Raw genomic sequence first — 22,462 nt, forward strand, 5'->3', positions numbered from 1 at the left:
GTATCTCCAGAATTCTTAAACGCCTGAGTCCAGGACCCGTGTGCAACCGTGACAATACTGATGGGCTCGATTCAGGCAATCTTTCCAAATGTCAGACCTGCCCTTCGAAAGGACTTATTGCCCAAGAAATGGGCAAAACAAGATCGTGCTCAGGAGTTTCCGGGAAAGTGTGTCATAATCTCAACACTTCTGAAGCTCTCCCATTGCCGAAGGACATCTCCCAACGGCAGGGCGCTCTTAGCCCCAGTCTCAATCATCAAAGAAGTACGGGCGATTAGTGCGGCAGCGATACCCGATAGGGCATTGAGGAGTATCTCTGGTCGGCACGAAAGCAGGGTCGAGATACTCGTTGAATTCGCAGAAACTACGATCACGAACGAAGCGATCATAAGTGTACCCGCCTGTGCCCAGGACGGCAGCCCCTCTGGAGAAGATGACCCGCTGGGCTTGGCCGCATGTAAGGTTGAGTGTCGAGAGACGTTGCTGGGCCTGGACGCCGGAACCGAGGATCAAGAAGACCAGAGCAAGAGCTATCCTTTGCATGGCGGCATCCATCGTCCCTGTGCCGCCTTAACAAGGCGGCTCTCTTGCGAGACAACGCAGCGCGCTCAGCTTTGTTACAGGCGAATGGGAGACCGATCCTACAACGGGTCTTGTCTAAAGCATGGCCTGAAGGCGCCGCGCCATCTCCACAGTGGCCGCATAATCGACCTTGCCGGAACCCAACACGGGAATCCCCGAAACGAGAATGGCCTTCGGCACCCACAATTCCGGGAATCCCTCTCCTCGGGCATGCGCCAGCAGCACATCACGATCAGCGGCAGGCTTATCGGTGACGAGCACGAGCTGTTCACCCTTGCGTGGATCAGGCAAAGCAACAACCACGTGATTGAAGTCCGGCCAAAGGCCCTGGATCATCGTCTCGATCGCGGCGAAAGACACCATCTCGCCGCCAATCTTCGCAAAGCGCTTCGCACGGCCCCGAATGGTGACGATGCCGTCCTCCACGGTCACGATGTCGCCTGTGTCGTGCCAGCCGTCCGAAGGCGGAATGACCTCCCCCGGCCGCTCGGGATCGAGATAGCCCTTCATCACGTTCGGGCCGCGCACATGCAGGCGGCCGCCCTCATGGATGCCTTCAACCGGATCGAGACGCCATTCGATGGCGGGCAGGAACGGCCCAACCGATCCCGGGCGATTACGATCGGGCAGGCTGACGCAGATGACCGGCGAGCATTCGGTCGCGCCATAGCCTTCGAGAATGACGGCGCCATGCTTAGCCCAGAGTGCTCGCGTCTCGTCCTTGACCCGCTCGGCCCCGGCGATGACGTAGCGCACACTGGCAAGATCGTTCTCGCTCGCGGCACGGGCATAGCCTTGGAGAAACGTGTCCGTCCCCAGCATGAAGGTTGCGCGTGTGCCGGCGATGAGCTTCGGGATCTGCCGGTAATGAAGAGGGCTCGGGTAGAGCACGGACTTCGTGCCGTTGAGAACGGCCGTCAGAAGCCCCGCCGTGAGACCGAAGGAATGGAAGATCGGCAAGGGATCGAAGAACACATCGTCCGGCGTCAGGATATCGCCGGCCAGGGCTTTGACCTGATAGGCGTTGGCGACCAGATTGGCATTCGACAGCACCACTCCCTTGGGCGTGCCTTCCGTGCCTGACGTGAACAGCACCACTGCCGGATCATCGGGGCTGACTTTTGCTTGCGAGTGAACCCGGCGCGCCATCCAGGAATCGAGAACGCCCCGGAGCTTGTCGAGGCTCGTCAGCGTTCCGCGCACATCCTCAAGCCAGAGAATCTGCCGCCCCTCTCCCATGGTCGTTACGATCTCATCGAGCTTTCCCTGCTCCACGAAACGGCGGGAGGTGACGATGGTCCTGATTCCAGCAATCTCGCATGCCGCCTTGAGGTTCTTGATGCCCGCCGTGAAGTTCAGGAAAGCCGGAACGCGTCCAAAGGCATTCAGGCCAAACAGGGTCACCACGATGGCTTGAACATTCGGCAGAAGGACGCCGACGGTTTCGCGTTCCTTGGTGAGACCCGCAAGCTTCCGCCCCAGAACCAGCGCGCCCAAAACGAGCCGCCCGAAGGTGATGGGCTGACGCTCGAGATCCTCCAAGGCAACCTTGTTCTTCCCGAACTGATCGCGAGCATCGAGGAGCGCGCCGAACAGACTTTTGCGCGTTCGCGCGATGTCGAACTCTGTCACGGGCGCTCCTTAAGCGTAACGCTTAGCCGGCCGAACCTTCGCGGATCGGGGCCTGGTAAGCGAGGCCCATATCCCAGGGGAAGTAGATCCAGGTATCCTGGCTCACTTCTGTGACAAAGGTATCAATCAGCGGGCGACCTGCGGGCTTGGCGTAGACGGCGGCGAAATGCGCGTTCGGCAGCATGTCACGCACGATCTTGGCGGTTTTGCCGGTGTCGGTGAGGTCGTCGATGACGAGCACGCCCTTGCCCAGGCCGTCACCAATGGCCTTGATGGAAGGTGCGATGTCTTTCAGCACCTTCAGCTCGCCCTGACTCTTGTAGTCGTGATAGCTCGCGATGCAGACGCTCTCGATGAGGCGCAGATCGAGCTCGCGCGCCACGATGGCCGCGGGCACGAGGCCGCCGCGGGTGATGCAGATGATCGCCTCGAAAGGACCAGCCGCGGCGAGACGCCAGGCGAGCGCGCGGCAATCGCGATGGAATTGATCCCAGGAGACGGGGAAGGCTTTCGGAGAGGTGGGAGACATCGTCTTGCTCGTATGGTGCTGTGATGAGTGAGAACGCGTTAAAGGGGGGCTTGGTCGCTCTTCAGGCGGCCTAGCAAATCATGAATAGCGTTGGCGGCTCTGGTGACATCGGCAGGGTCCTTGCCCCGCACGACGATCTGGTTGCGAAAGCCGCTCGTGGAAAACGACGGATAAGAGCCGATGGAAACGCCCGGATGTGCGGCGGCAATTGCGCTCAACCCCTCGGCATAGATGCCCTCTGCAAGTCCCTCGGCTTCGATGGTCTCGATGATCATGCGGGCGCCGGTCTGGAGCGTCGGCGCGATGTTGTCGAGCATGGCCTGCATGATCGAGGGGACACCGGCCATCACGAAGACATTGCCGATCTTGAAACCTGGCGCCTTGGAAATCGGGTTCTCGATCAGATCGGCCCCATCGGGGATGCGCGCCATGCGCAGGCGTGCCTCGTTCAGCTCGTGCGGCTGGTAGCGCTCCTGCAGCATGGCGACGGCGCGCGGGTCGTGGCCGATGCCGACGCCGAAAGCCTTCGCGACGCAATCAGCGGTGATGTCATCATGGGTCGGGCCGATGCCGCCGGTGGTGAAGAGATAGGTGTAGCGGCTGCGCAGGGCGTTGACGGCGGAGACGATCTCCTCCTCCTCGTCCGGTACCACGCGCACCTCGCGCAGGTCGATGCCGATGCCTGTGAGGTACTCGGCAATGTAGCCGATATTCTTATCCTTGGTGCGGCCCGTGAGGATCTCATCGCCGATGATGAGAAGGGCGGCTGTAACGGAGACGGCCATGCGCATCGATCCCTTTTGAGGGGCTTTAGCTCCAGAAACGGCAATTCTCAAGCAAGGGTTCAGTTGAAGGCAATGCTTCTCCCCTGCTACGGAAAACCTTTCTTCCCAAGTGATGGATTGAATGCGTTTTCAGGAAACCCTGCTCGAGGGCCGGCTGATCGAGCGTTACAAGCGATTTCTGGCCGATGTGGAGCTTGCCTCCGGTGAGATCGTGACGGCCCATTGCGCCAACCCGGGCGCCATGATGGGCCTGAAGGAGCCCGGCAGCCGGGTGTTCCTCTCCCGAGCCTCGAACCCTGCCCGCAAGCTCAAGTACAATTGGGAATTCGTGGAGGTCGCGGCCGGCGGCGGCCCCTTGCAGCTCATCGGCATCAATACCTCCCGCCCCAACCTCCTCGTGGCCGAGGCCCTGCGCGAGGGACGGCTTGCCCCTTTCACCCGTTACGACCGTGTCCGCCCGGAGGTGAAATACGGCAAGAACAGCCGGGTCGATTTTCTGCTGGAAAAGGACGGTGAGCCGCCCTGCTACCTCGAGGTCAAGAACTGCCACCTGATGCGGGAGGCGGGCTTTGCCGAGTTCCCCGATTGCGTGGCGGCCCGCAGCGCCAAGCACCTCTATGAGCTCGCCGACATGGCGGCCTCCGGAGCCCGTGCCGCCCTCGTCTACGTGATCCAGATGGATGCGAACCGCTTCGACGTGGCGCGCGACATCGATCCAGCCTATGACAAGGCCTTCCGCCATGCCCTTAACTCGGGGGTGGAGTCCTACGCTTATATCTGCCGGATCACGCCGGAAGAGGTCGCCATCGACCGGCCGGTGGAGATCATTACACCACGGTAAGGGCTATTCGGCCCGCTCGAAAACGAGGTTCATCCGGGTCTGGAGGGTCTGGCGATAGCCCTTCTCCTCGAGGAGCTTGCGTATATCCACCTGCCAGCGATCGGCGACGTCGGGGATGATGAATAACGACGGGTAGAGGGAGGCAGGCGCATCCCTGAAAAACGGGTCGAGGATCAGGTCCTCAGCCCCCTCCACATCGAGCTTGACCGCATCCAGATGGGAAAATCCCTCCCGGTTCACCAGGTCGAGCAGGGTCACGGCTGGCACGCGAATCGTGTCGGTCTGGCTCGAATTCACGATCTTGAGGCTCGCCTCGCCCTTGTTGAGAGGGTCGAGGAACAAAGTGAGCTCGCCCGTCTTGTCGGCGACGGCACAATCCACCGCTTTGATCGTGCCGAAGGGATTCAGGCGAATGTTGTGGATCAGCCGATCGAAGATCTCCGGCTGGGGCTCGACCGCCAGGATCCGGGAGGACGCGCAGACCCTGCGGGCCACCAGGAGCGAGTACCAGCCGACATTCGAGCCCACATCGATGAAGGTGAAATCTCCCTTATTGCGGTCAGCGATGAGCTTGATCTCGTCAAGATCAAAGTACTGAGGCGTAAAAAGAATGCGCCGTTCGCAGATGTTCTTGTAGGGAACGATCCGCATCCGGACCCCGAAGGTCTCCAGATCAAGGGGCTGACCTTTCAGGGACTTCATGACCACCCGGCGCATGATCATGGCGATGCGGCGACCCACCCAGCTGCCAGGCAGACCGCGCGTGCGATCGATCACCCAACGGGTGATGCCTGTAGGTGCAAAGGTCCCAAAGGGACGCGGGTCATTCACGACGGAAATATCCAAAGCCACGAAACCGGATGAACAGGGTTGCTCATGACACCCCTGAGGCTTATTCGCAACCCATTGAAGCAGGGTCCTTGCTTGCGCCAGGCAAGATGATCCTTACATTCGGGCTTGAACGCAAGGACCGAGAATGACCGAGACCGACGTTGTCGAACGCAAGCGCTCAGCCGATATCCCGCTGCATGCCCCCGAAGATTTCGAGGGGATGCGGTGTGCCGGGCGCATGGTGGCCGAGTGCCTGGATATGCTCACCGAGCATGTAAGGCCCGGCGTTACAACGGAATATCTGGACCGGCTCGCCTTCGAGTTCATCCGCGACAACGGCGCCTATCCGGCCTGCCTGCATTATCGCGGCTACACAAAGACGATCTGCACCTCGATCAACCACGTCGTCTGTCACGGTATCCCCAACGACAAGCCGCTGCGGGACGGCGACATCATGAATGTCGACGTGACCCTGATCCTGGACGGCTGGCACGGCGATTCGAGCCGCATGTACTACGTCGGCGAGGTCCCCCGTCGCGCCCAGCGGCTCTGTGAGATCACTTACGAGTGCCTGTTGCGCGGAATTGCCGCTGTGAAGCCGGGCGCCACTACCAACGACATCGGCGCGGCCATCCAGGCTTACGCCGAGGCCGAGCGCTGTTCCGTGGTACGGGACTTCTGCGGCCACGGCATCGGCCGGACCTTCCACGATTCTCCGACGATTCTCCACTATGTGGAGCCGGCCTATAACGTCGAGCTGAAGCCCGGCATGTTCTTCACCATCGAGCCCATGATCAATCTGGGCCGATCGCAGGTGAAGGTGCTCTCCGACGGCTGGACCGCCGTGACCCGCGACCGGTCGCTTTCGGCTCAGTTCGAGCATATGGTGGGGGTGACGGAGACGGGCGTCGAGGTGTTCACCTACTCGCCCAAAGGTCTGGATAAGCCGCCCTACAATCTGGGCTGACGAGACAAGCAACTTTGTATCTCACGCCGGCTGAGCTAAAGAGTCTTCGTTCATTCTTCGAGAGCGACGATTCCAGGCAGGTATGAGCGGCGACGAGAATCCTCATTATCACGGCCATCGTGATCGCCTGCGCACCCGCTTCCTCGAAGTGGGTGGTGATGCGCTGCCGGATTACGAGCTTCTGGAACTGGTGCTCTTCCGCTCCATCCCGCGCCGGGATGTCAAGCCAATGGCGAAGGAGCTGATCAAGCGCTTCGGCACCTTCGCCGAGGTGCTGGCGGCTCCCCCTGCCCGGCTTATGGAGGTGGACGGCGTCAGCGAGAGAGTGGTCACCGATCTTAAAATCGTGGAGGCATCCGCCCGCCGTCTCGCCAAAGGCGAGGTGGCGAAGCGGCCGGTCCTGTCCTCATGGAGTTCGGTGCTTGATTACTGCCGTACGGCTATGGCCTTCATGGACAGGGAACAGTTCCGCCTGCTCTTCCTCGACAAGCGGAACGCGCTGATCGCCGACGAGGTGCAGCAGTCCGGCACCATCGACCACACGCCGGTCTACCCGCGCGAGGTAGTGAAGAGGGCGCTCGAACTCTCGGCTTCCGCCCTGATCCTCGTGCACAACCATCCATCAGGGGATCCCACGCCCTCCTCCGCCGACATCAAGATGACCCGCGAGATCATTGATGTGGCAAAGCCCTTGGGCATCACCGTCCTCGACCACATCATCGTCGGCCGCGAGGGCCATGCGAGCCTGAAAGGCCTGCGCCTGATCTGAGCTTTGGATCAGAACCAAGCTGCTCCCGTCGCGTTACACCCTGGCTGAAGACGCGATGTGAGGAGAAACAGATGAAGACGTTGCTGATGGCCGGGCTGCTCGGCTCTGCCCTTTTGGCCACGGGCGCCGTGGCTCAGTCCGGGCAAACCCAAGCCAACCAGTCCTCGCAGGCTCCAAGCTCCCCTCAGTTCATGACCCAACTGCCTGCCGGCTCCATGCTGCTGTCCGATCTGATGGATGAGGATGTGGTCGGCCCCGACAACAAGGACATCGGCGATGTCGAGGATGTGGTGCTCGACCGGAACGGCCAAGTGGCGGCTGTCGTGATCGAAGTAGAACAAGGCCTCGGCGACCGGACGGTGGCGCTGCCTTTCAACGCCTTCCAGATGATGCCCGATGCGGATACCACGGGCTCCATCCAAGGCTCGAACCGGGATGCCGCTTCGTCCAATGCAATCAGATCCGGCGATATGCGGCTCATGCTGAGCATGCCCGTGGATCAGCTGAAATCGGCTCCGGAATTCGACGAGGATGCCGATTAGGATCCGATAGATCTGATCACATCTCATTCAAAGCGAGCATGCCCGGCCTAGCGTCGGGCATTCGCATCTTGAGCGTTAGAAGACGGTTTCCAGACCGGCGACGATTGCGTAGACGAAGCCGAGGCTCAAGGTCATTCCGACGGACCCGATAACCAGCCCGCCGATGATCACGAGGCCGTCCCGCTCCACGAGCCCGAGGCCAACAAGGCACACGGCGAGACCGAGCGGAATCTGCCCCACGAAGGGCGGCGCGAAGAGCAGACCAAGCGCCATCACCAAGATGACTGCGCCCATGAGCCGCATGGCGAGAGGCGTATCGAGGAAAGTCATCCGCGGGCGAGAGAAGCGCTCCAGCTTGCGGAAAGCGGGCATCGCCCGCCCAACGGCCCGCTCCACATCGGTGCGGGCGAGCGACCGGTTCATGAGGTGGCCGGGAAGCCAGGGAGCTTCGCGGCCGAAAACGATCTGGATGGCAACCAAGCCGAGAAGCAGACCGCAGACCAGGGGAATCGGCGGCGGCATGGGAAGGCAGTTCGGAAGACCGAGCAGGACGACGAGGAGCGCGAAGGCTCTGTCCTGCAGCACGGTCATGATGTCGCGCACGGTCAGGCGCTCGCCTGGCTGTGAGGCAAGGGCGAGCAGGATTTGCGATGTGCGAGCGTTAGAAAACAAAGAGCCCTGGCCAGTTCGAGGCGACGAGCCTCTCTAAACGAGTTGCGCCTCCGGGCCAAGGCTTGTGAGAGATTTCTCTCCCTCAATGAATGTTGATCTCCCCCGAGACGGCCCGGAACTCGGCAGGTCGGATCAACCGCGCATGGGTGATGGTGACGGAATGAAGGGGCCCCGCCAGTTCCCGCTTCCAGAACTCCAGAAAATCGATGAGCACCGGAAAACGGGGGGCAAGGTCGTAATCCTGCCAGATATAGGTTTGCAGGAGCGTAGGATGATCCGGCATCCGGTAGAGTATCTGGGCGGTCGTCAGCCCGTAGCCTTCCATTTGGCGGATGAAATCCTTGGATGCCATGCGAACTCCCTCTCTAGGCTCGAGAACCCGAGGCAGGCATCCACCCGATCATGAGGGCGATGTCCTGCCCTATGCTCAAGGCTAAATCTTGACCGCACTCCCCGGTTCCCGCAAGACGCAGCAAGACCTGAGCCGCAAGGTTCAAGCAGGTGTGATCTGCTTGTGGAAATAGGTCGTCGGGCATAGTCCGCCCTGCGGCCAAAGGGCGTAGTTCGGGATGACGCCCACGCGTTCCCAGCCAAGACGCGTGTAAAGACGCTCCGCATCGCTTCCGGTCACCGTATCGAGCACGAGCACGCTCTTCCCTGCTTTGCGTGCGGCATCTTCGGCCGCGAGCATGAGAGCGGCGCCGACGCCGCGCTTTCGCGCTGCGCGATGCACCAGCATCTTGGAAATATCCGCGCGGTGCGGCTGGTTCTCAGGCTGTTTGAGAACCACCTGCACGGTGCCGACGATCTCACCGCTCTCCTCCGCGACGAGAAGGATACGCTCGCCCGCAGCCACACCATCGGCCACACCCCTCCAGAACCTATCCGCCTTGTCCTGCGTCATCGGCAGCATGAAGCTGACGGAAGCGCCGCCCTCCACGCAATCGATCAGAACCTTGGACAAGAAGTTGATCCGCTCGGCAGCCTCTTTCGGCGACAGGACACGGATGGCGACGGTCTCATTCATGGAAATCTCCTCAACGATGTGAAGGCTTGGTGCCGGTGGTCAGCGCCACGAGGTAGCGGGCTGGCTGACCGGACAGGTTGCGGAAGATCGTCGGCTGCTCGATGTCCATGCACAGACAGTCGCCGGCGAAGAGCCGGTAAGTTTCATCTCCGAGCCCCAATTCGATCTCACCTTCGATAATCCAGATCTGCTGGCTCACGCCCACGGAGCGGCGGCCCGTGTCATAGGCGACGCGGGCGCCGGCTGGCAGGAAGACCTCGACAAGTTCGATGGGAGACGGAAAGCCCGGAGGCGACAGATTGCGGCGCACATACCCGCTGTCCGGATCACGCCAGACACGCTGTTCGGCTTGGCGCACCAGCGGCAAGGCTCCGGCATTCTCCTCCTCCGCGAACAGGGAAGCGAGCGTGACGCCCAAGCCCGCCGCCAGCTTGTCGAGCACCACAGCGGTGGGACTGCTCTCGCCGCGCTCGATGAGGGAAATCATGGAGCGGCTCACCCCAGTGCGCTCAGCCAATCCGTCGAGGGTCAAGCCGCGCTCCGCACGCAATCCGCGCAGACGCTCGGCGAGATGTGCATTAATATTGGATGTTTCTTCCATGAAGATAGAATGCAATTCCAGCATAATGGAGTCAATGGCCGCGCTCGTTCCTGTTTAACCGAAGCGATGTAAAAACCTGGCTTGGATGGATACGCAGTCTTGCCTTGATAGGCGTTTAGCCGGCGATGAGGAGAAAACCTAAGAATGCGCTTCGCCTTTGCCGGAATCGATTTTCTCGGAGACGTATTCGAGACTCTGATCGCCAAGGGCTGGCAGCCGGTGAAGCTATTCAGCCGTCCTTGCGACGGCATCTATGATTTTAATGACGCCACGATCACCCGCGCCCGAGCGCTGCGGCTGCCGATTCAGATGACGCGCATTACTCCGGCCGATCTCGCCGCGCTGAAAGCGTCAGGCTGTCAGGTGCTGATCGTGGCGGGCTATCCCTGGCTCATCAGAGGCTGGGAGCAGCACGTTCCCTATGCTCTCAACTTCCACCCCTCGCCCCTGCCGAGCGGGCGCGGCCCCTACCCTCTGTTCAAGGCTATTCTCGATGATGTCCCGGAATGGGGCGTCACGGCCCATACCCTGGAGCCCGCCTTCGACACGGGCCCTATCCTGGCCCAGAAGCACTTTTCCCTTAGCCCACAGGAAACCCATGATACGCTGCTCGCCAAATGCCAGATGGCGGCGAAGGACATTGCGGGCCGGCTGGTCGAGGATCTCCCCCGGCTTTGGAAAGAGGCCAAGCCGCAAGGACCGGGCACCTACTGGCCCCGGATCACACAAGCCGAAAGGACAATCGACTGGACAGGCGGCGTCCAGGACGTGCTGCGCACGATCCGCGCCTTCGGCTCCATCGAGGCCTTCGCGCAGGTCGATTCCCGCTACGTTTATGTATGGGAAGCCTCCGGCTGGCGGGAGGAGCACGGCTTCAGGCCGGGATCCCTCGTCCACAAGCATCGCAAGCACATGGTCGTCGCGGCGAGGGACGGATTCGTGCAGATCACGGGCTGGAGCCCCTATGCGCCGGGACCGGCGAGAGGAACGTAACGCTCAGCGCCGATGCTTCAGCAACGTCCTGGCTTGCCGGAGAAGGACGATATGTCTGATGAACTTGAGCATGGGCGAATCTCCAGGAGCATGCGCTTTAGGGAGGCGGAGACCGAAGGTTCCTCGGGTCACGCACCCTCGAGGTCTCAAAGCTCGTGGTAGAGCCGCCCCTGATAGACCAGCGCCGGCTTCCGTTCGCCGAGGCGGATGTTCACGATCTCGCCGATGATCACGTGGTGGGTGGCGACGACGCGGGCATCGGTCAGGCGGCAATCGAAGGAGACGAGGCTCGTGGTGAGTGCAGGCGCGCCGGTAATGAGCTTGCCCCACTCTCCCTTCAAGAAGCGGTCCGGCCCATGCAGCTCGGTGCGGCCTGCAAAGATATTCGCCAGATCCTGATCGTCCGCGGTCAAAGTGTTCACACAGAACACTCCATTGGCCAGGAGCGCCTGCGCCGAACGAGCGGCCGTGTTGACGCAGACCAGGAGCGAGGCCGGGTCGTCCGTGACGGGGGTGACAGCGGTCGCCGTAAAACCGGCGATTCCGGCCGATCCATCCGTGGTGACCACGTGAACGGCTGCGGCAACGCGGCTCATGCCCTCACGAAAGAGGACGGAGTCGCGACCAAGGGCACCGGATGCGGCAGATGAGGGCGGAGCGGGAGTCTTCAACATGTTCTTCCAGGAAGCCTCTCCCACTCTTTGGAGCGGAGCACAAGGCCGTTGGCGTCCATATGGGTCCTGCGTGCGGGCTTTGGAAGCGGCCGTTCGCGGCTTGCTCTCAATCCGGTCAAACCGTGCCGAATATTCCATCAACAAGACCGATAGGAATCATAACAGTACGTTGTCGAACGAAAAACCGTTTGCTAGAGACGCGCTTAGCCGACGTATCGGCTTGGCCTTGCATCCGCATCGTGCTTTGCTGGGCCGTTCCCAAGCAAGACCCGCTTCCAGAGGGCTAAGGGTAGGACATGGAAATCTTTGTGCAGCAGCTCATCAACGGGCTGACGCTGGGGTCGATCTACGGCCTCATCGCCATCGGTTACACGATGGTCTTCGGTATCATCGGCATGGTGAACTTCGCCCACGGCGACGTCTTCATGCTTTCCGCTTTCATTGCGCTCATCTTCTTCCTGATCCTGACCACATGGCTCGGGATCTCCTCCGTGGTACTGGCGCTCTTCTTCGTGCTGATTATCGCCATGGTGCTCACTTCCCTGTGGGGCTGGGCCATCGAGCGCATCGCTTATCGGCCCCTGCGCGGCTCGTTCCGCCTGGCGCCGCTGATCTCGGCGATCGGCGTCTCGATCTTCCTCTCCAACTTCGTCCAGGTCGCCCAGGGCGCGCGCAACAAGCCGACGCCGCCTATGGTGCAGGACGTGGTGGTGCTGTTCCAGGGAGCGAGCGGCTACAATGTAGCGATCTCCTACAAGCAGATCATCATCATGGTCGTGACGGCGGTGCTGCTGACGATTTTCTGGTATCTTGTGCAGAAGACCTCGCTCGGCCGCGCCCAGCGCGCCTGCGAGCAGGACCGTAAGATGGCCTCGCTGCTTGGCATCAATGTGGATCGTACGGTCTCGCTGACCTTCGTGATCGGCGCAGCCCTCGCCTCCGTCGCGGGCACCATGTACCTGCTCTATTACGGCGTGGTGAGCTTCAACGACGGCTTCGTGCCGGGCGTGAAGGCCTTCACGGCTGCAGTTCTGGGCGGCATCGGTTCGCTTCCGGGCGCGGTTCTCGGTGGCCTGATCATCGGCCTCATCGAGACCTTCTGGTCCGCTTATTTCTCCATCGAGTACAAGGACGTTGCCGCGTTCTCGATCCTCGCCATCGTTCTGATCTTCATGCCCTCCGGTATCCTCGGACGGCCTGAGGTCGAGAAGGTTTAAGGAGCTTGCCGAGCATGAACGCTCCTTCCATTACGACAACGGCGCCGACGACATCGGTCGAGCGCCGCTTCGACCTCGCCGCCGCCCTGAAGGATTCCTTCAAGACGGCGCTCATCACTCTGGGCCTCTCGATTCCGATCCTGTCCTTCAAGACGGAGCAGAGCGGCGCGGACCTGTTCCTCACCCAGCGCTGGGGCCTGGTCGCCATCATGTGCGCCCTGGTCTTCGGCCTGCGGCTCGCCCTTCACGCCTTCACGGCGACGAAGGCCTATCGCCAGGCTACGCCCAGCGCGCATCAGGCCACAGAGCCGGTTCATGCCGAGCCGAGCGCGTTTCAGCATGTCTCCAAGTTCGCAATCCCCTTCTTCCTGGGGATTGCGCTCGCCTTCCCGTTCCTGATCGTTCTGATCCAGGGCGGTCTGGGCGAGTCCCGGTACTGGATCGACCTTGGCGTCCTGATCCTCACCTACGTGATGCTCGGATGGGGTCTCAACATCGTGGTGGGCCTCGCGGGCCTGCTCGATCTCGGTTACGTCGCGTTCTATGCGGTCGGCGCCTATTCCTACGCCCTGCTCTCGACCACGTTCGGCCTGTCGTTCTGGATCTGCCTGCCGCTGGCCGGCATCCTGGCGGCCATGTGGGGCATCATCCTGGGCTTCCCGGTGCTGCGTCTGCGCGGCGACTACCTCGCCATCGTGACGCTGGCCTTCGGTGAGATCATCCGCCTCGTCCTCATCAACTGGGTGGACCTGACCAACGGTGGCGCAGGCATCTCGTCGATCCCGCGCGCAACCTTCTTCGGCATTCCGTTCACGAACGACGAAGGCGGTTTCGCGAATCTCTTCGGGCTCGAGTTCCACACCATGCATCGGGGTATCTTCCTTTATTACCTCATCCTCGGTCTGGCGCTGCTCACCAACTTCGTCACCATGCGCCTTCGCAAGCTGCCGGTCGGCCGTGCCTGGGAAGCGCTGCGCGAGGACGAAATCGCCTGCCGTTCGCTCGGCATCAACACCACGAACACCAAGCTCACGGCCTTTGCGCTCGGCGCCATGTTCGGCGGCTTCGCCGGCTCGTTCTTCGCGGTCCGCCAGGGCTTCGTCTCTCCGGAAAGCTTCAACTTCCTGGAATCGGCGATCATCCTGGCCATCGTGGTGCTCGGCGGCATGGGTTCCCAGATCGGAGTGGCGATTGCCGCCATCGTGCTGGTCGGCGGACCCGAGATTCTGCGTAACCTGACCTTCCTCCAGGCCGTGTTCGGCTCGGGCTTCGATCCGAACGAATACCGCCTGCTGCTATTCGGCATGGGCATGGTGGCGATGATGGTCTGGCGCCCGCGTGGACTGATTTCGGAACGTGAACCCTCGGTGATCTTGAAAGAGCGCAAGGCCATTTCCGGCTCGCTCGTGAAGGAAGGACACGGCTAATGCGCTGGCTGCAGGATCCCATCCTCGACGTACAGCATCTCACGATGCGCTTCGGCGGCCTCGTTGCCGTCAACGACCTCTCCTTCAAGGCCGGGCGCGGCGACATCACCGCGCTCATCGGCCCGAACGGCGCGGGCAAGACAACGGTCTTCAACTGCATCACCGGTTTCTACAAGCCGACTGAAGGCATGATCGCGCTGCGCAAGCCGGACGGCTCGCACCTGCTGCTGGAGAGGCTCCCGGGCTTCGACATCAACTGGAAGGCCAAGGTCGCCCGCACCTTCCAGAACATCCGCCTGTTCTCCGGCATGACCGTGCTCGAGAACCTGCTGGTGGCTCAGCACAACCCGCTGATGATCGCCTCGGGCTTCACCTTCCTCGGCGTGCTCGGGTTCGGCGGCTACCGCAAGGCCGAGAAGGAGGCCATCGAGAAGGCAAAGTTCTGGCTCGAGAAGACCCGTCTCATCGACCGCGCCGACGACCCGGCCGGCGACCTGCCTTACGGCGACCAGCGCCGTCTGGAGATCGCCCGCGCCATGTGCACGGACCCGCTCCTGCTCTGCCTCGACGAGCCGGCGGCGGGCCTCAACCCGCGCGAGTCTCTTGAGCTGAACCACCTGCTGCTTTCGATTCGCAAGGATCACGGCACCTCCATCCTCCTGATCGAGCACGACATGTCCGTGGTCATGGAGATCTCGGATCACGTGGTGGTGCTCGATTACGGCACGAAGATCTCGGACGGCACGCCCTCTGAGGTGCGCAACGATCCCAAGGTCATCGCCGCCTATCTCGGCGTGGCGGATGAAGAAGAGGTGCAGCAAGTCGTAGCGGAGATCGGCGCATGACCGCTGGAGCAAGCATTCAACAAACCGCAGCCCATGCGGGCCGTCAGCCGCTTCTCAGCGTGCGTGGCGTGAAGACCTATTATGGCAACATCATCGCTCTCAAGGGCGTGGACATGGATGTCCATGAAGGCGAGATCGTCACCCTGATCGGCGCCAACGGCGCCGGCAAGTCGACGCTGATGATGACGATCTTCGGCAACCCGCGCGCTCGTGAAGGCACGATCACCTATGCGGGCAAGGACATCACCCGGATGCCGACCCACGAGATCGCGCATCTGTCCATTGCGCAATCGCCGGAAGGCCGCCGCATCTTCCCGCGCATGACCGTGTTCGAGAACCTGCAGATGGGCGCCGCCATCAACGGCATGGCCCATTTCAACCAGGATCTGGAGCGGGTTTGCACCCTCTTCCCGCGCCTGAAGGAGCGCCTACAGCAGCGTGGCGGCACGCTCTCGGGCGGCGAGCAGCAGATGCTGGCCATCGCCCGCGCGCTCATGAGCCGTCCACGCCTGCTCCTCCTCGATGAGCCGTCGCTGGGCCTTGCCCCCCTGATCGTGAAGCAGATCTTCACCATCATCAAAGAGCTGAACGAGAAGGACGGCATGACGGTCTTCCTCGTGGAGCAGAACGCCTACCATGCCCTCAGGCTCGCCCATCGCGGCTACGTGATGGTGACCGGCAACATCACCATGAGCGGTACCGGCAAGGAACTCTTGGAAAACCCGCAGGTCCGTGCGGCCTATCTCGAAGGAGGACACCACTAATGCAGGGTATCCTTTACGAAGAGCCTTCGATCTGGCTCTTCCTCCTCATCACCGTGATCATGGGCGGCTCGGGAGCCTGGATGACCGGTCGGGCCATCGCCATCACCTGGCGCGCCTACTGGAATCTGATCCTGTACCTCTTCATCCTGGGTGCTGCGGTCCGGTTCATCCACTTCGCGCTGTTCGGGGGCACCCTGCTCTCGATCCACTACTACGCAGTGGACACGATCGTGCTGCTGATCGTCGGCTCCCTCGGGTTCCAGTACACCCGGGCTCGGCAGATGACTACGCAATACCGCTGGCTCTACGAGCGGAGCGGCCCGTTTTCCTGGCGGGAAAAGGCTTCTAGTACAAAGGCCTAGTGCATCGTGCGGAAAAGCGATCCCGGTTTTCCGCACCAAACGATGCGCCGCTTTAAAAAGGTGGAGCATCGGATTGATCCCAAAAGTGGTTTCCACTTTTGGGTCCGATGCTCTGGTCCAAAAAATTCCCAGGTGACATCCGCTTAAAAACCAGCATGATGTTACCTTGGATGACGGGTTCCCCGTCAAACCGGCCCCACGAGGAAGAGGGGCCTATAAAACCACCCAGAGGAGTAACCTCATGAAAAAAATGCTGTTGACCGGCGTGGCGCTTGGTCTTGGCCTCGCCTTCTCCAGCGCAGCCAGCGCGCAGATCAAGATCGGCGTTGCAGGCCCCATCACCGGCCCGAACGCGGCTTTCGGCGCTCAGCTGAAGAACGGCGTCGAGCAGGCTATCGAGGACATCAATGCCGCTGGCGGCATCAATGGTCAGAAGCTCCAGCTCGTGATCGGCGACGACGTGTCCGACCCGAAGCAAGGCGTGTCCGTTGCCAACAAGTTCGCCGCTGAAGGCGTGAAGATGGTCGTCGGCCACTTCAACTCCGGCGTCTCGATCCCGGCCTCGGAAGTCTATCAGGAAGCTGGCATCGTCCAGGTCACCCCCGCCTCCACGAACCCGAAGTTCACTGAGCGCGGCATGTGGAACACCTTCCGTACCTGCGGTCGCGACGACCAGCAGGGCGCCGTTGCCGGCGGCTATCTCGCCGACAAGTTCAAGGGCAAGAAGGTCGCTATCGTTCATGACAAGACCCCCTATGGTAAGGGCCTTGCCGACGAGACCCAGAAGGCCATGAACGCAAAGGGCCTAAAGGAAGTCGTCTATGAAGGCATCAACCCGGGCGAGAAGGACTACTCCGCTCTCGTGTCGAAGCTGAAGCAGTCCGGCGTTGACGTCGTCTACTTCGGCGGTCTCCACACGGAAGCCGGCCTCATCATCCGTCAGATGCGCGACCAGGGCCTGAACGCCCCGATGATGTCGGGTGACGGCATCGTGTCGGCCGAGTTCACCTCGATCGCTGGCCCCGGTGCCGAAGGCACCCTGATGACCTTCTCGCCGGATCCGCGTAAGAACCCGAACGCGAAGGACGTGGTGGCCAAGTTCAAGGCCAAGAACTACGACCCCGAGGCTTACACCCTGTACTCCTACGCTGCGGCCCAGATCCTGGCCGAAGCCGCGAAGCAGGCTAACAGCTTCGACGGCAAGAAGATCGCCGACGTCATGAAGGCCGGTAAGCCGTTCAAGACCGTCATTGGCGACATCTCCTACGACAAGAAGGGCGACATTACCCGTCCGGACTACATCATGTACGTCTGGAAGAAGGGCGCCGACGGCAAGATCGACTACTCCGGCAACGAGCTCGGCATGTAATCGATCGGCCTCGCCGAACGAACAGACCCGCCCTGGCAACAGGGCGGGTTTTTGCTGTATTCGGGCATTAGGCGCGTCGAAGCAGGATGATAGAGGACGTTCATGCACCCCTTTTTCCTCGTCTTCACCGCTGTCCTGGCCGCTGCCTGGGTGTCGTTCGCTCCCTTGGAAGCGGCTGCGGCTGAGGGCGTCTGCCAGCCGATTGCCTATGAGGAAGCGAGTTACACGGTTTGCACGATTGATCTGCGCCGCCATCGGCTCAGGCTCTACTGGCAGGGGGCAGACGGAAAAGCCTATGGTTCGTTTGAACGACTGATTGGCGGCACCCGTGAGGGGCGGCGCATCGTCTTTGCCATGAACGCCGGCATGTACCACCAGGATCTTTCGCCGGTCGGCCTCTATATTGAAGACGGGCGAGAACTCAAGAAGATCAATACCGCCAACGGACCGGGCAATTTCCACCTAAAGCCGAACGGTGTCTTCTATCTCACCGGTGATCGCGCCGGCGTCTTGGAAACCGAACGCTATCTCAAGCGCCAGCCGAAAGCCGAGTTCGCGACCCAGTCCGGGCCCATGCTCGTCATCGATGGCAAGATCCATCCTCGTTTCTCGACTGACGGCACCTCGCTGAAGGTCCGCAACGGCGTAGGCATCAGGAATGCCCAAACAGTGGTGTTCGCGATTTCGGAGGGGCCGGTCTCCTTCGGTGCGTTTGCTCGCTTGTTCCGCGATCGCCTATCCTGCAACAACGCCCTCTTCCTCGATGGGACGATTTCCAGCCTTTATGCGCCGGCCCTGAATCGCTCCGACGGGATCTTCCCGCTCGGTCCGATTGTAGGCGCCACGGAGCGCTAAGTTTCAATAGCGGCTGTCTATCCCAACCGCCCAAGAGCCGGAAACGCCTCCAGCAGCCAAAACGACATGTTGGTGATCCAGCCCGTGAGGAAAGCGATGCCGGTGAGGATCAGAAGAACGCCCATAGTCTTCTCGACCAGGCCGAAACGGGAACGCATGCGCTTCATGAGGGCAACGAAGGGCTTCATGGCGAAGGCTGCAAGCAGGAAGGGAATGCCGAGGCCCGCCGAATAGGCTGCGAGCAGCATGGCGCCGTAGGAGACGCTGTCTTCCGATCCCGCCACTGCCAGAATAGCCGCGAGCACCGGGCCGATGCAGGGCGTCCAGCCGAAGGCGAAGGCGAGGCCCATCACATAGGCACCCCAGAGGCCAATGGGTTTTTCTACCTGGAAACGCGCCTCCCGGTGGAGGAAATGGAGCCTGAAGATGCCTAAGAAATGCACGCCCATGATGATGATGGCGATGCCCGCAATCGTGCTCAAGACATCGAGGTACTGCCGGATCACCTGGCCCAGTGCCGAGGCCGTCGCGCCCAGCAGCACGAACACGGTCGCAAAGCCTGCCACGAAGAGCAACGCTGCCACCATCGCACGGCGGCGCACGGCCCGGTCATCCCCGGCGTGCAACTGGTCGAAGGTCGTGCCTGCGAGAAACGACAGATACGGCGGGACCAGCGGCAGAACGCAGGGGCTCAAGAAGCTGATGAGGCCGCCGAGGGCCGCGGCAGGAAAGGAAACGCTGAGCATGAGGCCTTCTAGCCCTTTCCGACGCCTCGAGAAAGCTGGTGGATGCAAGGCTCTCCTGCTTGTGAAGCCGGCGCTTTTGGAGTTGCTTTAGGAGATGACAGCTTTGCGCAATCTTATCACCGATGTGGCAGGCCTTCGGGTCGGCAACGCCCATGATCCGAAACTCGGCTCCGGGGTAACTGCCATTCTGTTCGACGAGCCTGCGGTCGCTTCCTATGCCGTCAACGGCGGCGCGCCGGGAACCCGCGACACGGATCTGCTGGAGCCGGACAAGGTCGTGCCGGGCATCAATGCCATCGTCCTCTCAGGTGGCTCGGCCTTCGGTCTTGATGCGGCCGGCGGCGTGCAGGCCTTCTTACGGGAAAAGGGCATCGGCTTTGCCGTGGGTTCCGCGCTCGTTCCCCTGGTACCCCAAGCCATCACCTTCGATCTCCTCAACGGCGGCAACAAGGAATGGGGTCGCTATCCGCCCTATCGCGAGCTGGGCTACGAGGCCGCCAAGGCCGCCGGTCTCGAGTTTGAGCTCGGGACGGCGGGCGGCGGCTATGGCGCGACGACCGTCGATCTGAAAGGAGGACTCGGTTCGGCGAGCGCGGTGACGAGCGCAGGCCACACGGTCGGCGCGCTGGTCATCGTCAACGCCCTGGCCTCGACCCTCATCGGGGACGGGCCGCATTTCTGGGCAGGAGCCTATGAGGAAGGCCAGGAGTTCGGAGGCTTAGGGTTACCGAGCCGGATCACGCCCGAGATGCGCAGGCTCAACTGGAAAGGCCGTGCTCAGGAAGCCGCGCCGCCCATCTCCACGACCATCGCGCTGATCGCTACGGACGCCGTGCTGACCAAGGCCCAAGCCAAGCGGCTGGCTGTCATTTCCCATGACGGCCACGCGAAGGGCCTGCGCTTCGCCCATGCCCTTTATGATGGGGATACGATCTTTGCCGCCGCAACGGGCAGGAAGCCCCTGAAGGACGAAGCGGCGGACTTCATCGAAATCGGCGCTCTCGCGAGCGACTGTCTGGCCCGCGCCATCGCACGCGGCGTCTACGAGGCCACCGCCCTGCCCTTCACCGGAGCACAGCCCGCCTGGAAGGACAGGTTTAGCGGGCTGGTTAAAGGCTAAGATGCATTCCGAGCACAAAAGCGCTGAAACTTTCCTCCATGTCATCACTGGCCTTGTGCCGATGATCCCGATGCAAAGAAGCCCGGCGCGTCTCAAAAAACGAGATGGCCGGGACGAGCCCGGCCATGCCGAGAAAATGCAGGATCGGAAGGCTCAGAAGCGCTCGACCCGATAGGGCTTCGGATCGACCATCGGGGTCTCGCCCGTAATCATCTCAGCGAGCAGGCGTCCCGTGACGGGACCGAGGGTCAGGCCGTGATGGGCGTGGCCGAAGCCGAACCATAGGTTCTTGTGGCGGGGAGCCTTGCCGATGATCGGCATCATGTCCGGCGTGCAGGGGCGCATGCCCATCCACGGCTCGGGATCGACGCGCTCGCCGAGCGGGAAGAACTCCCTCGCGATCGGCTCGGCCCGGTCGAGCTGAACCGGCGTCTTGGGCGCATCGCGCACGGCGAACTCCGCGCCCGTGGTGAGGCGTATCCCCTTCAGCATCGGAGCCAGGAAGTAGCCACGGTCGAAATCGAGGGTCGGCCGGTTCAACACCGCATTGCCCTCGGGCTTGTAGTGCATATGGTAGCCGCGCTTGACGGCGAGCGGCAGGTTATAGCCGAGCTGCTTCGTCAGCACGTCGGCCCAGGCGCCGAGCGCCACGACCACAGCGCCAGCCTCCACCGGCCCTTTCTCGGTCTGGACACGCCATCCAGTCGAGGTTTCCTCGAGAGTCCGGGCATCGCCGGCAGCGAGCTCGCCGCCAAGACGCTCGAACAGGCCGACATAGCCCATCGTCAGCAGATGAGGATCGGAAACGGTTGCCGGATCGGTCCAGTGGATACCGCCCTCGGTCTCGATCTTCAGGTGAGGCTCGCGCTCGGCCACGCCCCTGGTGTCGAGGGCATCGAAGTTCACGCCGAAATCGCGCTTCACGTTCTCGGCGTCCCGGAACTGCTCGTCCCTGCTCTTCTCGTTGCGGAACACCTTCAGCCAGCCGGTGGGGCGGATGAGATGCGTGGAACCGGATTCCTCGGCCAGCGCCATGTGCTCGGTGACGCTGCGCTCGATGAGCGGCGCGTACATCCGCGCGATCGCCTTGTGCTGGGCCGGACGGGAATGCAGCCAGTACTGGAGCAGGAAGGGCGCGATCCTGGGGATCGCGCTCCAGTGATAATGGGCATCGATGTTGTTGTTCAGCGCGTAGCGCAGCAGAGCTCCGAAATCGTGCGGGAAGCCGTAAGGGTAGACGCCTTCGCGCTGGATCAGGCCCGCATTGCCGAAGGAAGTCTCCTCACCCGGCTTGCGCCTGTCGATCAGGAGAACGGAACGGCCGCGTTTCTGCAAATGCACGGCAATCGACACACCGACGATGCCGGCGCCAAGAACAACCACATCCTTACGCATGAAGCCCTGCCTGTCTCGTTGACTCTCGTGGGGAGAGCGGAGCTTTTCGCTTTGTTTCGGAAGAGTTTCTACTCCCGTTCCCGAGAGGTCGTCCATGCAATTCGTGCGGCAAAAACGTCTCTCCCCAGGCAAGTGGTATTCAATTGGATCATGACAATCGCGAAAGCCCGTTGCCGTCGGAGAAGACGCGTGCTACCGCCCCTTTTCATGACACGCCCGCTTCTCATCGCCCCCTCCATTCTCGCCTCAGACTTCTCGAAGCTCGGCGAGGAAATCCGCGCTGTCGACGCCGCCGGTGCCGACTGGATTCATATCGACGTCATGGACGGCCATTTCGTGCCGAACATCACGATGGGCCCGGATATCGTGAAGGCTATCCGCCCGCACACGTCGAAGATCTTCGACGTTCACCTCATGATCGCCCCGGTCGATCCGTATCTCGAAGCTTTCGCCAAGGCGGGCGCGGACATCATCAGCATTCATGCGGAGGCCGGTCCCCATCTCCACCGCTCGCTTCAGACCATCCGCAAGCTGGGCAAGAAGGCCGGTATCGTCCTGAATCCGGGCACCCACGAGGCCTCCATCGAGCCCGTGCTCGACGATCTGGATCTGATCCTCCTGATGACCGTCAATCCCGGCTTCGGCGGGCAGGCCTTCATCCCCTCCGTCTGCCCGAAGCTGCGGCGCGTCAGGGAGATGGTCGGCAATCGGGCTATCGACATCGAAATCGATGGCGGCGTCACCCCCGAAACCGCGCCTCTGGTGGCGGAAGCCGGCGCCAATGTCCTGGTGGCGGGCTCCGCCGTCTTCAAGGGCGGTCCTTCCGCCTATGCCGCCAACATGGCAGCCATTCGCGAGGCAGCCGCGAAGGCACGTTGAGATCGAGAGGCTATCGTGCTACCGCGCGGGCATATCAT

The 22,462-nt window shown here is 61.8% G+C and carries 25 protein-coding genes and 1 pseudogene; 14 read left to right on the forward strand and 12 right to left on the reverse strand.

Annotated features, from left to right (window positions below):
- Positions 1-249: 249 nt before the first annotated feature.
- From ACUXUR_RS12995 to ACUXUR_RS13010, 4 genes are all read right to left on the reverse strand, one after another.
- Positions 250-543: a hypothetical protein gene (locus ACUXUR_RS12995; protein ID WP_445502782.1), complete on the reverse strand. Its 294-nt coding sequence runs from the start codon at positions 541-543 to the stop codon at positions 250-252.
- 114 nt (positions 544-657) lie between these two features.
- Positions 658-2,214, reverse strand: coding sequence for an AMP-binding protein (locus tag ACUXUR_RS13000; RefSeq protein WP_445502783.1), 1,557 nt, complete (start codon positions 2,212-2,214; stop codon positions 658-660).
- A gap of 22 nt (positions 2,215-2,236) precedes the next feature.
- Complete coding sequence (gene gpt, locus ACUXUR_RS13005) at positions 2,237-2,743, reverse strand: xanthine phosphoribosyltransferase (RefSeq protein ID WP_445502784.1); 507 nt, start codon at positions 2,741-2,743, stop codon at positions 2,237-2,239.
- 38 nt (positions 2,744-2,781) lie between these two features.
- A complete protein-coding gene (locus ACUXUR_RS13010) occupies positions 2,782-3,534 on the reverse strand; it encodes a competence/damage-inducible protein A (RefSeq protein ID WP_445502785.1) in 753 nt (250 codons plus the stop codon).
- Between the two features lie 115 nt (positions 3,535-3,649).
- On the opposite strand from ACUXUR_RS13010, the gene sfsA reads away from it, so the two are divergent.
- A complete protein-coding gene (gene sfsA / locus ACUXUR_RS13015; RefSeq protein ID WP_445502786.1) occupies positions 3,650-4,369 on the forward strand; it encodes a DNA/RNA nuclease SfsA in 720 nt (239 codons plus the stop codon).
- Between the two features lie 3 nt (positions 4,370-4,372).
- On the opposite strand, the gene ACUXUR_RS13020 is transcribed toward sfsA, so the two are convergent.
- Positions 4,373-5,200 (reverse strand): FkbM family methyltransferase, encoded by an 828-nt coding sequence (locus ACUXUR_RS13020; RefSeq protein WP_445502787.1) that lies wholly within the window; start codon positions 5,198-5,200, stop codon positions 4,373-4,375.
- Positions 5,201-5,345: 145 nt separating this feature from the next.
- On the opposite strand from ACUXUR_RS13020, the gene map reads away from it, so the two are divergent.
- From map to ACUXUR_RS13035, 3 genes are all read left to right on the forward strand, one after another.
- On the forward strand, positions 5,346-6,167 hold the full coding sequence (gene map / locus ACUXUR_RS13025) for a type I methionyl aminopeptidase (protein ID WP_445502788.1): 822 nt from the start codon (positions 5,346-5,348) through the stop codon (positions 6,165-6,167).
- A gap of 82 nt (positions 6,168-6,249) precedes the next feature.
- Entirely contained in the window at positions 6,250-6,936 is a 687-nt protein-coding gene (radC, locus tag ACUXUR_RS13030) for a RadC family protein (protein ID WP_445502789.1), read from the forward strand.
- 71 nt (positions 6,937-7,007) lie between these two features.
- The gene (locus ACUXUR_RS13035; protein ID WP_445502790.1) at positions 7,008-7,478 is read left to right on the forward strand and encodes a PRC-barrel domain-containing protein; all 471 of its coding nucleotides are present in this window, start codon (positions 7,008-7,010) and stop codon (positions 7,476-7,478) included.
- A 75-nt stretch (positions 7,479-7,553) separates the two neighbouring features.
- On the opposite strand, the gene ACUXUR_RS13040 is transcribed toward ACUXUR_RS13035, so the two are convergent.
- The 4 genes from ACUXUR_RS13040 to ACUXUR_RS13055 form a co-directional block, all read right to left on the reverse strand.
- Positions 7,554-8,150, reverse strand: a complete 597-nt coding sequence (locus ACUXUR_RS13040) for an exopolysaccharide biosynthesis protein (protein WP_445502791.1) — start codon at positions 8,148-8,150, stop codon at positions 7,554-7,556.
- Between the two features lie 82 nt (positions 8,151-8,232).
- Positions 8,233-8,502, reverse strand: coding sequence for an usg protein (locus ACUXUR_RS13045; RefSeq protein ID WP_445502792.1), 270 nt, complete (start codon positions 8,500-8,502; stop codon positions 8,233-8,235).
- 141 nt (positions 8,503-8,643) lie between these two features.
- On the reverse strand, positions 8,644-9,177 hold the full coding sequence (locus tag ACUXUR_RS13050; RefSeq protein ID WP_445502793.1) for a GNAT family N-acetyltransferase: 534 nt from the start codon (positions 9,175-9,177) through the stop codon (positions 8,644-8,646).
- Between the two features lie 10 nt (positions 9,178-9,187).
- A complete protein-coding gene (locus ACUXUR_RS13055) occupies positions 9,188-9,778 on the reverse strand; it encodes a helix-turn-helix domain-containing protein (protein ID WP_445502794.1) in 591 nt (196 codons plus the stop codon).
- 144 nt (positions 9,779-9,922) lie between these two features.
- Between ACUXUR_RS13055 and ACUXUR_RS13060 the strand changes: the two genes are divergently transcribed.
- Positions 9,923-10,771, forward strand: a complete 849-nt coding sequence (locus ACUXUR_RS13060; protein WP_445502795.1) for a methionyl-tRNA formyltransferase — start codon at positions 9,923-9,925, stop codon at positions 10,769-10,771.
- A gap of 146 nt (positions 10,772-10,917) precedes the next feature.
- Here ACUXUR_RS13060 and ACUXUR_RS13065 read toward each other — a convergent pair whose 3' ends face one another.
- Complete coding sequence (locus ACUXUR_RS13065; protein ID WP_445502796.1) at positions 10,918-11,445, reverse strand: flavin reductase family protein; 528 nt, start codon at positions 11,443-11,445, stop codon at positions 10,918-10,920.
- A gap of 296 nt (positions 11,446-11,741) precedes the next feature.
- Between ACUXUR_RS13065 and ACUXUR_RS13070 the strand changes: the two genes are divergently transcribed.
- The 7 genes and pseudogenes from ACUXUR_RS13070 to ACUXUR_RS13100 all read left to right on the forward strand — a co-directional run bounded on the left by ACUXUR_RS13070 (position 11,742) and on the right by ACUXUR_RS13100 (position 18,284).
- A complete protein-coding gene (locus ACUXUR_RS13070) occupies positions 11,742-12,662 on the forward strand; it encodes a branched-chain amino acid ABC transporter permease (RefSeq protein WP_445502797.1) in 921 nt (306 codons plus the stop codon).
- 14 nt (positions 12,663-12,676) lie between these two features.
- Positions 12,677-14,089, forward strand: a complete 1,413-nt coding sequence (gene livM, locus ACUXUR_RS13075; RefSeq protein WP_445502798.1) for a high-affinity branched-chain amino acid ABC transporter permease LivM — start codon at positions 12,677-12,679, stop codon at positions 14,087-14,089.
- Positions 14,089-14,898 (forward strand): annotated as a pseudogene (locus ACUXUR_RS13080) (ABC transporter ATP-binding protein); the annotation flags it as partial. The gene livM and the pseudogene ACUXUR_RS13080, both read left to right, overlap by 1 nt.
- Positions 14,899-14,930: 32 nt before the next feature.
- A complete protein-coding gene (locus ACUXUR_RS13085) occupies positions 14,931-15,698 on the forward strand; it encodes an ABC transporter ATP-binding protein (RefSeq protein ID WP_445502799.1) in 768 nt (255 codons plus the stop codon).
- Positions 15,698-16,060 (forward strand): DUF6867 family protein, encoded by a 363-nt coding sequence (locus tag ACUXUR_RS13090; protein ID WP_445502800.1) that lies wholly within the window; start codon positions 15,698-15,700, stop codon positions 16,058-16,060. Before ACUXUR_RS13085 ends, ACUXUR_RS13090 begins: the two co-directional genes overlap by 1 nt.
- Positions 16,061-16,301: 241 nt before the next feature.
- Complete coding sequence (locus ACUXUR_RS13095) at positions 16,302-17,429, forward strand: branched-chain amino acid ABC transporter substrate-binding protein (RefSeq protein WP_445502801.1); 1,128 nt, start codon at positions 16,302-16,304, stop codon at positions 17,427-17,429.
- Between the two features lie 102 nt (positions 17,430-17,531).
- Positions 17,532-18,284 carry a phosphodiester glycosidase family protein gene (locus ACUXUR_RS13100; protein WP_445502802.1) on the forward strand — a complete coding sequence of 251 codons (753 nt, stop codon included), beginning with the start codon at positions 17,532-17,534 and terminating at the stop codon, positions 18,282-18,284.
- Positions 18,285-18,301: 17 nt separating this feature from the next.
- Here the strand turns inward: ACUXUR_RS13100 and ACUXUR_RS13105 are convergent, their stop codons facing one another.
- Positions 18,302-19,030, reverse strand: a complete 729-nt coding sequence (locus ACUXUR_RS13105) for a cytochrome c biogenesis CcdA family protein (RefSeq protein ID WP_445502803.1) — start codon at positions 19,028-19,030, stop codon at positions 18,302-18,304.
- Positions 19,031-19,124: 94 nt separating this feature from the next.
- Between ACUXUR_RS13105 and ACUXUR_RS13110 the strand changes: the two genes are divergently transcribed.
- Positions 19,125-20,150, forward strand: a complete 1,026-nt coding sequence (locus ACUXUR_RS13110; protein ID WP_445502804.1) for a P1 family peptidase — start codon at positions 19,125-19,127, stop codon at positions 20,148-20,150.
- Positions 20,151-20,303: 153 nt separating this feature from the next.
- On the opposite strand, the gene ACUXUR_RS13115 is transcribed toward ACUXUR_RS13110, so the two are convergent.
- The gene (locus tag ACUXUR_RS13115; protein ID WP_445502805.1) at positions 20,304-21,545 is read right to left on the reverse strand and encodes an NAD(P)/FAD-dependent oxidoreductase; all 1,242 of its coding nucleotides are present in this window, start codon (positions 21,543-21,545) and stop codon (positions 20,304-20,306) included.
- 207 nt (positions 21,546-21,752) lie between these two features.
- Here ACUXUR_RS13115 and rpe point away from each other — a divergent pair, with 207 nt between their 5' ends.
- Positions 21,753-22,424 carry a ribulose-phosphate 3-epimerase gene (gene rpe / locus ACUXUR_RS13120; RefSeq protein ID WP_445502952.1) on the forward strand — a complete coding sequence of 224 codons (672 nt, stop codon included), beginning with the start codon at positions 21,753-21,755 and terminating at the stop codon, positions 22,422-22,424.
- Positions 22,425-22,462: the final 38 nt, after the last annotated feature.

The organism is Microvirga medicaginis, from assembly GCF_052658925.1.

Coding starts and splice junctions, on each gene's coding strand:
- ACUXUR_RS12995 (WP_445502782.1), bottom strand. CDS start 543: ATGCAAAGGATAGCTCTTGCTCTGGTCTTCTTGATCCTCGGTTCCGGC.
- gpt (WP_445502784.1), bottom strand. CDS start 2,743: ATGTCTCCCACCTCTCCGAAAGCCTTCCCCGTCTCCTGGGATCAATTC.
- ACUXUR_RS13010 (WP_445502785.1), bottom strand. CDS start 3,534: ATGCGCATGGCCGTCTCCGTTACAGCCGCCCTTCTCATCATCGGCGAT.
- sfsA (WP_445502786.1), top strand. CDS start 3,650: ATGCGTTTTCAGGAAACCCTGCTCGAGGGCCGGCTGATCGAGCGTTAC.
- map (WP_445502788.1), top strand. CDS start 5,346: ATGACCGAGACCGACGTTGTCGAACGCAAGCGCTCAGCCGATATCCCG.
- radC (WP_445502789.1), top strand. CDS start 6,250: ATGAGCGGCGACGAGAATCCTCATTATCACGGCCATCGTGATCGCCTG.
- ACUXUR_RS13035 (WP_445502790.1), top strand. CDS start 7,008: ATGAAGACGTTGCTGATGGCCGGGCTGCTCGGCTCTGCCCTTTTGGCC.
- ACUXUR_RS13045 (WP_445502792.1), bottom strand. CDS start 8,502: ATGGCATCCAAGGATTTCATCCGCCAAATGGAAGGCTACGGGCTGACG.
- ACUXUR_RS13050 (WP_445502793.1), bottom strand. CDS start 9,177: ATGAATGAGACCGTCGCCATCCGTGTCCTGTCGCCGAAAGAGGCTGCC.
- ACUXUR_RS13055 (WP_445502794.1), bottom strand. CDS start 9,778: ATGGAAGAAACATCCAATATTAATGCACATCTCGCCGAGCGTCTGCGC.
- ACUXUR_RS13060 (WP_445502795.1), top strand. CDS start 9,923: ATGCGCTTCGCCTTTGCCGGAATCGATTTTCTCGGAGACGTATTCGAG.
- ACUXUR_RS13065 (WP_445502796.1), bottom strand. CDS start 11,445: ATGTTGAAGACTCCCGCTCCGCCCTCATCTGCCGCATCCGGTGCCCTT.
- ACUXUR_RS13070 (WP_445502797.1), top strand. CDS start 11,742: ATGGAAATCTTTGTGCAGCAGCTCATCAACGGGCTGACGCTGGGGTCG.
- livM (WP_445502798.1), top strand. CDS start 12,677: ATGAACGCTCCTTCCATTACGACAACGGCGCCGACGACATCGGTCGAG.
- ACUXUR_RS13085 (WP_445502799.1), top strand. CDS start 14,931: ATGACCGCTGGAGCAAGCATTCAACAAACCGCAGCCCATGCGGGCCGT.
- ACUXUR_RS13090 (WP_445502800.1), top strand. CDS start 15,698: ATGCAGGGTATCCTTTACGAAGAGCCTTCGATCTGGCTCTTCCTCCTC.
- ACUXUR_RS13095 (WP_445502801.1), top strand. CDS start 16,302: ATGAAAAAAATGCTGTTGACCGGCGTGGCGCTTGGTCTTGGCCTCGCC.
- ACUXUR_RS13100 (WP_445502802.1), top strand. CDS start 17,532: ATGCACCCCTTTTTCCTCGTCTTCACCGCTGTCCTGGCCGCTGCCTGG.
- ACUXUR_RS13105 (WP_445502803.1), bottom strand. CDS start 19,030: ATGCTCAGCGTTTCCTTTCCTGCCGCGGCCCTCGGCGGCCTCATCAGC.
- ACUXUR_RS13110 (WP_445502804.1), top strand. CDS start 19,125: ATGACAGCTTTGCGCAATCTTATCACCGATGTGGCAGGCCTTCGGGTC.
- ACUXUR_RS13115 (WP_445502805.1), bottom strand. CDS start 21,545: ATGCGTAAGGATGTGGTTGTTCTTGGCGCCGGCATCGTCGGTGTGTCG.
- rpe (WP_445502952.1), top strand. CDS start 21,753: ATGACACGCCCGCTTCTCATCGCCCCCTCCATTCTCGCCTCAGACTTC.